Source organism: Streptomyces sp. NPDC057271 (assembly GCF_042668715.1).
Lineage (GTDB): Bacteria > Actinomycetota > Actinomycetes > Streptomycetales > Streptomycetaceae > Streptomyces.
Map to the genome: position 1 here is coordinate 1 of NZ_JBHUYJ010000186.1, position 7,804 is coordinate 7,804.

At 71.3% G+C, this 7,804-nt stretch carries 4 protein-coding genes; 1 reads left to right on the forward strand and 3 read right to left on the reverse strand.

Annotated features, from left to right (window positions below; translation table 11 throughout):
- Positions 1–96: 96 nt before the first annotated feature.
- The 3 genes from ACFUJR_RS38210 to ACFUJR_RS38220 all read right to left on the reverse strand — a co-directional run bounded on the left by ACFUJR_RS38210 (position 97) and on the right by ACFUJR_RS38220 (position 7,162).
- Complete coding sequence (locus tag ACFUJR_RS38210) at positions 97–465, reverse strand: STAS domain-containing protein (protein ID WP_383180059.1); 369 nt, start codon at positions 463–465, stop codon at positions 97–99.
- Between the two features lie 59 nt (positions 466–524).
- On the reverse strand, positions 525–2,993 hold the full coding sequence (locus ACFUJR_RS38215) for a GAF domain-containing SpoIIE family protein phosphatase (protein ID WP_383180062.1): 2,469 nt from the start codon (positions 2,991–2,993) through the stop codon (positions 525–527).
- Between the two features lie 134 nt (positions 2,994–3,127).
- The gene (locus ACFUJR_RS38220; protein WP_383451235.1) at positions 3,128–7,162 is read right to left on the reverse strand and encodes a HAMP domain-containing protein; all 4,035 of its coding nucleotides are present in this window, start codon (positions 7,160–7,162) and stop codon (positions 3,128–3,130) included.
- A 274-nt stretch (positions 7,163–7,436) separates the two neighbouring features.
- On the opposite strand from ACFUJR_RS38220, the gene ACFUJR_RS38225 reads away from it, so the two are divergent.
- Positions 7,437–7,664 carry a DUF5133 domain-containing protein gene (locus ACFUJR_RS38225; protein WP_383180068.1) on the forward strand — a complete coding sequence of 76 codons (228 nt, stop codon included), beginning with the start codon at positions 7,437–7,439 and terminating at the stop codon, positions 7,662–7,664.
- Positions 7,665–7,804: the final 140 nt, after the last annotated feature.

A 7,804-nucleotide genomic window follows, 5' to 3' on the forward strand; every position in this document is an offset into this window, starting at 1 on the left:
GTCCGACAACCGCTCACCCGCAGGCACCCTGACCTGCCCCACCCTCGCCACACCACAACCAACGAGCGCAGGACATTTAAGTCACCGGCATTGGGTCTAGGCCGCGTGGCCGGCCGCGATCAGGGCCTCGGCCACGTCGGCGTGCAGCGGGGTGGTCATCGTGAGACCGGTGATCTCCAGGATGCGCCGCACGGCGGGCGCGGGCGCGGCGAGATGGAGGTCGCCCCCGGCTTCCCGCGCCTCCCGCGCCGCCCTGATCAGGACGTTCAGTCCGGACGAGTCCATGAAGCTCAGCGAGGAGAGGTCGAGGACGAGGTCGCGCCGGCCGTGCAGGAACTGGTCGGCCAGGTGGTGATGGAGCAGAGTGGCCGTGTCCATGTCGAGTTCGCCTCCGACGGTCAGCACCGCGGTGCCGGCGTCGACGGTCTCCACCTCGACGTCCAGGTTCACTTCTCGCTCGGTCATGTTCCCTGCTTTCCACGGGTGGGGGGGACGGTCGGTCGGGGCGTGCGGTGGGCGTGCGGTCACGTCACCCGTACGCCGATCAGGCACGTGTCGTCGTCGGTGTCGGACTTGCTGTGCGTCAGCAGCAGGTCGAGCCGCCGTTCGAGGCTGTCGGCCGGAGTCTGCGCCATGGTCAGCAGCTGGGCGACGGAGTCGTGCACGGATGTGTCCCGCCGTTCGACCAGACCGTCGGTGTACATCAGCACCGTGTCGTCCGCCGCGAGCTGGATCTCCGCCTCCTCGTACGCGGCGTCGTCGACGGCCCCGAGCAGCAGCCCCTGGAGCATCGGCAGGGCGGTGGCCTCCGTACCCCGCACGAGCACCGGCGGCAGATGTCCTGCTCTGGCCCAGCGCAGCGTGCGGGTCTCGGGGTCGAAGATGCCGCAGACGGCGGTGGCCGTGACCTGTGCCGTGAGGTGGTGCGCCACGTTGTTCAGCCAGGACAGCAGCTGGCCGGGGCCCGCGCCGGTCACGGCGAGGCCGCGCAGGGCGTTGCGCAGGACCACCATGCCGGTGGCTGCGCCTATGCCGTGGCCGGCGATGTCCCCGACGCACAGCAGGATCTTCCTGGACGGCAGCACGACGGCGTCGTACCAGTCGCCGCCCACCAGGGACTCGGTCTCGGCGGGCCGGTAGCGCACGGCGACGTCGAGGCCCGGGGCGGCGAGCGGGGCCTTGGTCGGCGGCATGATGGCGTGCTGCAGCTGAAGGGTCAGGCGGTTGCGTTCCGCCGCTTCCTGCTCCGTGACGGCGAGTTGGTCACGGGTGGCGGCCAGGGCGACCTCCGTCCAGTGCTGCGCGGAGATGTCCTGGTAGGCGCCCCGCACGGCCAGGAGCCGCCGATCGGGATCGAGGGCGGGTTCGGCGATCACCCGGATGTGGCGGGTCACGCCGTCCCGGCGCAGCATGCGGAAGGCCGTCGAGCTCGGGCGCCTCTGGTGCAGCACCGCACGCAGGAAACGGCCGATGACGACGGCGTCGTCGGGATGCGCGTGGGCGGTGAGGTCACGCACGGAGACCGGTGCCTCGCCGACGTCCTGGCCGAAGAGGTCGAAGAGCTGTCCGCTCCAGGTGATCTCTCCGGTGAGGACGTCCTCCTCGAAGCCGCCGATGCGGCCGAGTCGCTGGGCGTGCTGCAACAGGCTGGCGAGCCGGGCGGACTCGTCCTCGATACGCCAGACGAGCAGGACGCTGTCACCGTGCCGGCTGATGCTGATGTCGGCGGCGGACGCCAGCGGCACCTGGTCCACGAGGGCCGTCAGCCGCGTCCGGCGGGCGCGGAACGGCTCACCGGTGGCGTAGACCCGCTCGATCCGTTCGAAGAGTTCGCTCTCGCCGGCCGCCGTGGGGTACGCCTCGAGGAGCAGGGCTCCGTCCACGGCGCCCCGGGAGCGGCCCGCGGGATCCTGGAAGTGCGCGTTGGCGTGGCGGATGCGGAAGTCCCGCAGCCGACCGTCGGCGTCCAGATCCGGGGTCAGGACCAGGACGGGGTCGTAGAGCCCGTCGGCGAGTTCGATCAGTTCGCACAGTCCGTCGGGCTGGGGCGCCCGTGCTCCCACCGGCACCCCGGGAGCCGTCTCGAGTGTGTGGGCGCACAGTTCCGCCAGGGCCTCGATCTGGCGCTCCACGGCCTGGGGCTGGGGCTCCAACGGCCGCGGCCAGCAGATCTCCAGGACGCCGTGGATGCGGCCGCCGGTGCCCGCGGGTACGGCCACCCGGCCGCCGTCGGGGTGGCGCGTGTGGCCGATCGAGGGGATGCCGGTGGCTCCGAGCGAGGAGAACCAGACCGTTCGACGATCGGTGAGCGCCTGCCGGGCCGCGGTGGCCACCCCTGGCGGTACGTAGCGCCAACGGGCGGGCTCGTCCGCACCGAAGCCCGCGTGAGCGCGGAGCGTGAGGGAGGAGTCGGCGCCGGTGGTCCAGACGGCGACGGCGCTGGCGCCCAGGGGTACGAGGGCGTGCGCCAGCAGGGACTCGGCGAAGGCCTGGCTGTCTCCCGCGTTGAGCGCTGCGCTCTCGGCCGTACGCAGGCGCACGGCGACGGACTTGCCGGGCTCGGCGCCGGTCCCCGGCTCGGCCGCGGTCCGCCGGACGAAGTCGTCGGCGACCTCGGAGACCCGGTCGCGGGCGGCCTGGTTGACGATGTCCGCGGCCAGCTCCAGCTGCGAGATCCCGGCCTGTCCGGCCAGCGCGGCGAGTTGCTGCGCCGCCCGTGCCGGCCCGCACCCGAGCCGCTCGACGATGACTCCCTTGGCGACCTCGATCAGGGCACGCCCCTCGGCCGCGGCGTGCGCGGCGCGCACTTCTCCGCGGAGTCGTTCCACCGTCGCGGCGAGCCGGCCGACGGCGGCGCGGTCCTCCGCCAGGCATCGCTCCGCGGACGGCGGGGCGGACGCCGTGGCGACTCCGGCAGGCTCGGTCGGCGTCGGAGCGGCGTCCCCCTGGGGACCCACGGCGGGGTGTTCGCCGTGGTGGTGGGGAGCACTCAAGACGGGGACTCTCCTCGGGTACGGCGGCGCTGGGCCGCGGGACGGATCGGGGCGGGCGAAGGCTCCGCCGGACGGCGCTCGACGGGACCGCCGGGTGGCGCCCTACGGGCGGGCCGGCGGGAGGGACCGTGGCGCTATCCGTCGTGGAGCCACCGGCGGACGCAGGCGACGAGGTCGTCGGCGTCGACCGGCTTGGTCACGTAGTCGCTGGCGCCTGAGGCCAGACTCTTCTCGCGGTCCCCCGGCATGGCCTTGGCGGTGACCGCGATGACGGGAAGATCGGCGTGGGCCGGCATCCGCCTGATTCGGGAGGTGGCCGTGTAGCCGTCCATCTCCGGCATCATGACGTCCATCAGGACCAGGTCGATGTCGGGGTGCGCGGTGAGCGCCTCGATTCCCTCCCGCCCGTTCTCGGCGTGCAGGACGTTGACGCCGTGCAGCTCGAGGATGCCGCTGAGGGCGTAGAGGTTGCGGGCGTCGTCGTCGACCACCAGCACCGTACGGCCGTGCAGGGTGGAGTCGATGGTGTGTGGCACCGGCGGCCGGTGCTCGCCGCGAACCAGGGGAACGACCTCGCCCGGCTGGTCGGCGGACAGGTGCAGGGCGATGCGCTCACGCAGTTCGTCGAGGCTGGAGATCAGCTCCAGCGGTCGTCGGCCCGCCAGCTCCTGAAGCGCCCGCTCGTGTTCGTCGGTGAGCCTGCGGTTGTTGTGGGCGAGGACCGGGACGGTGCGCAGGGCGGCGTCTCCTTCCATGGCGTCCAGGAACCGCAGAGCCTCACCGCCGGCCATGTCGACCTCGATCACCACGCAGTGGAACGACTGGGTGGCGAGCGCGGCCGCGGCCTCCCCCGGCCCCACGGCCGCGATGACCTCCAGGTCCTCCCGGTCCGCGCGGCCCCGGCCGGCGGTCAGCTCCGCGACGGCGTTCTCGGCGACGAGCGAGAGCAACCCGCGTGGGCGCTCCTCGATCACGAGCAGTCGCCGGGGCTGCCGGCCGTGCGGGGCGTGCGGGGCGTCCGGCAGACCGGGGCGGTCGGTGGCGACCGCGTCGTCGGAGGTCGTGGGCTGCGGGTCGCCGTCGGGACCGGTGGGCTGGACGTGGGCGGACTGTTCCCTGAAGTCGGCTCGGGCGACCGGCAGATAGAGGGTGAAGGTGCTGCCCTCACCGGGCTCGCTGGCCGCGGTGAGGCCGCCGCCGAGCAGGTAGGCGATCTCCCGGCTGATGGACAGACCGAGGCCGGTACCGCCGTACTTCCGGTTGGTCGTGCCGTCCGCCTGGCGGAAGGCACCGAAGATGGCCTCCAGGTGCTGGGGGGCGATCCCGATGCCGGTGTCCCTGACCCGGAAGGCGACCACGGGGCCCCCGCGGTGGACCGTCGCGGGCAGTTCGTCGTCCGATGCGGGCTCGATGCACAGCTCGACGCCGCCGCGCTCGGTGAACTTGACGGCGTTCGAGAGCAGATTGCGCAGCACCTGCCGCAGCCGGGAGTCGTCGGTGACCAGGTCCACGGGCACGCCGGCCGCGGTGGAGACGCTGAACGCGAGGCTCTTCTGGGTGGTGAGCGGGCGGAACGTCGCCTCGACGTAGTCGAGGAGCCGGCGCAGCTCCACCCTTTCCGGGTTGAGGTCCATCTTCCCGGCCTCCACCTTGGACAGGTCGAGGATGTCGTTGATCAGCTGGAGCAGATCGGATCCGGCCGAGTGGATGATGCCCGCGTACTCGACCTGCTTGGCCGTGAGGTTGCGGGTCGGGTTCTGGGCGAGCAACTGGGCCAGGATCAGAAGGCTGTTGAGCGGGGTTCGCAGTTCGTGGCTCATGTTGGCCAGGAACTCGGACTTGTACTTGGAGGCGAGGGAGAGCTGCTGGGCGCGGTCCTCGAGTTCCTGCCGTGCCTGCTCGATCTCCAGGTTCTTGGCTTCGATGTCCCGGTTCTGCGAGGCGAGCAGGGCGGCCTTCTCCTCGAGTTCCGCGTTGGAACGCTGCAACTCGTCCTGCTGCACCTGCAGTTGCTCGGAACGTGCCCGCAGTTCGTCGGCCAGCCGCTGGGACTCGTCCAGCAGCTCGTCGGTCCGGGCGTTGGCGACGATGGTGCTGACGTTGACGCCCACCGTCTCCATCAGCTGCTCCAGGAAGTCCCGGTGCACGGAGGTGAAGGGCGAGAAGGACGCCAGCTCGATGACGCCGAGCACCTGGTCCTCGACCACGATCGGCAGCACGATCAGGCTGGCCCGCGCCGTCCCGCCGAGCCCCGAGGAGATGTACACGTAGTCCCCGGGTACGTTCTCGGCGGCGATGGTCCGGCGACTGCCGGCAGCCTGGCCGACGAGGGACTCTCCCAGCCGGAACCGGTCACGGCCGGCCCTCTCCGCGGGAAGCCCGTAGGAACCGACGAGCCTCAGCTCGACGCCGTCGACGCCTTCCTCCGCCAGGTAGAACGCACCGTACTGGGCGCAGACCAGCGGGGTCAGCTCGTCCATGACGAGTTCGGCGACGACGGCCAGGTCGCGGTGGCCCTGCATGAGCTCCGAGATCCGGGCGAGGCTGGACTTGAGCCAGTCCTGCTCCTGATTGGCCCGTGTCGTCTCACGCAGCGAGCCGACCATCGCGTTGATGTTGTCCTTGAGTTCGGCCACCTCGCCCGAGGCGTCGACCGTGATGGAGCGGGTCAGATCGCCCTCCGCGACCGCGCTCGCGACCTCGGCGATGGCGCGGACCTGTCGGGTCAGGTTCCCGGCGAGTTCGTTGACGTTCTCGGTCAGTCGCTTCCAGGTGCCGGAGACACCCTCGACCTCGGCCTGACCGCCGAGCCGGCCCTCGCTGCCGACCTCCCTGGCCACCCGGGTCACTTCGGCGGCGAACGAGGAGAGCTGGTCGACCATCGTGTTGATGGTGGTCTTCAGTTCCAGGATCTCGCCGCGCGCGTCGACGTCGATCTTCTTCGAGAGGTCGCCGTTGGCGACGGCGGTGGTGACCTGGGCGATGTTGCGGACCTGGCCGGTCAGATTGTTCGCCATCGAGTTGACGTTGTCGGTGAGGTCCTTCCAGGTGCCGGCCACGTTGGGCACCCTTGCCTGTCCACCGAGGCGACCCTCGGTACCGACTTCGCGGGCGACCCTGGTCACCTCGTCGGCGAACGCGGACAGGGTGTCCACCATCGTGTTGATGGTGTCCGCGAGCGCGGCGACCTCGCCCTTCGCCTCCACGGTGATCCTGCGGGAGAGATCGCCTCGGGCCACGGCGGTCGCGACCTGGGCGATCGAGCGCACCTGGCCGGTGAGGTTGGAGGCCATCACGTTGACGTTGTCGGTGAGGTCCTCCCAGGTACCCGAGGCGCCCCGTACGGTGGCCTGGCCACCCAGGTTGCCCTCCGTGCCGACCTCCCGGGCGACCCGGGTCACCTCGGCGGCGAACGCCGAGAGCTGGTCGACCATCGTGTTGATGGTGTTCTTCAGCTCCCTGATCTCGCCGCGGGCGTCCACGTCGACCTTCTGGGAGAGGTCGCCCTCGGCCACGGCGGTGGCGACGTGCGCGATGGAGCGCACCTGCGCGGTGAGGTTGCCGGCCATGGAGTTGACGGAGTCGGTGAGGTCGCGCCACGTACCGGAGACGCCCTTCACGTCCGCCTGGCCGCCGAGGATGCCTTCCGTACCGACGTCACGCGCCATGCGGGTGACCTCGTCGGCGAACGAGGAGAGCTGGTCGACCATCGTGTTGATGGTGTTCTTGAGCTCCAGGATCTCGCCGCGGGCGTCCACGTCGATCTTCTGCGAGAGGTCGCCCTTGGCGACGGCGGTGGCGACCTGGGCGATGTCACGGACCTGAGTGGTCAGGTTGCCGGCCATCGCGTTCACCGACTCGGTCAGGTCCGCCCACGTTCCGGAGACCCCCGGCACCTTCGCCTGCCCCCCGAGGGTCCCCTCCGTACCCACCTCCCGGGCTACCCGGGTCACCTCGGAGGTGAAGAGGGAGAGCTGGTCGACCATCCCGTTGAACACGCTGGAGATCTCGCCCATCAGCCCGTCGGCCGTCACGGGCAGCCGGGTCCCGAAGTCCCCGTCCCGCACAGCGGTGAGGCCCGCCAGGAGCTGGCGCAGCTCGGACTCCCCCACCGCCGCCGGTCCCGGCCGCGGCGCGGCCGAGGGGCCCTCGATCGTCGTCTCAGACATGCCTCATCCTCGTTCGCTGGCCGGGTACCCGCAGGGTCCACACCTGGTCACGGGCGTCGGTCGGACCGCACCCCCTCCCGTACGGCCCCGGCCTCGACCGTTGCCGTACGGCAATAAAGACGACCCTACTCCCCCGTGATCGTCACAAGGAGAGCGGTGCGGAATCAAGCGGCTGGAACGAGCCGGAACCGGGGTCCCGCATAGAACGGCGGACCAGGGGTACGCGCCGCTGCGAGCCGGGCGTTCGCGCCCTGACGACGAGGGGAGATCCACTGTGCTGATGGCCCATCCCGCGGTGCTGGGCAACCTGATCGAGCAGTACGAGACGCTGAAGGTGCTGCACGCGGAGAACGGCGGCGCCGAGGTACGGCGGCGCCTCGACGATGTCGCGTACACGCTGTGTGTCTCCACCGGCACACGTGACGTGGACGCGGCCCTGATCGCCGCCCGGTACCGCCTGCCCGGCGCGCGCCCCGAGGACGACTCGGTCCTGATGGCCTGAATCAGCGCCCGCCTCGGCGGGGGACGCGGCCGTCGTCACCGCGGGACAGGGTGGTGGGGGGGGACCACGCCGCCTGGCACACCCCCGCGGTGGCCTGAGCCCGGTCGGCCGCCGGGCGGTTAATCTTCCCGGCGCCCGAC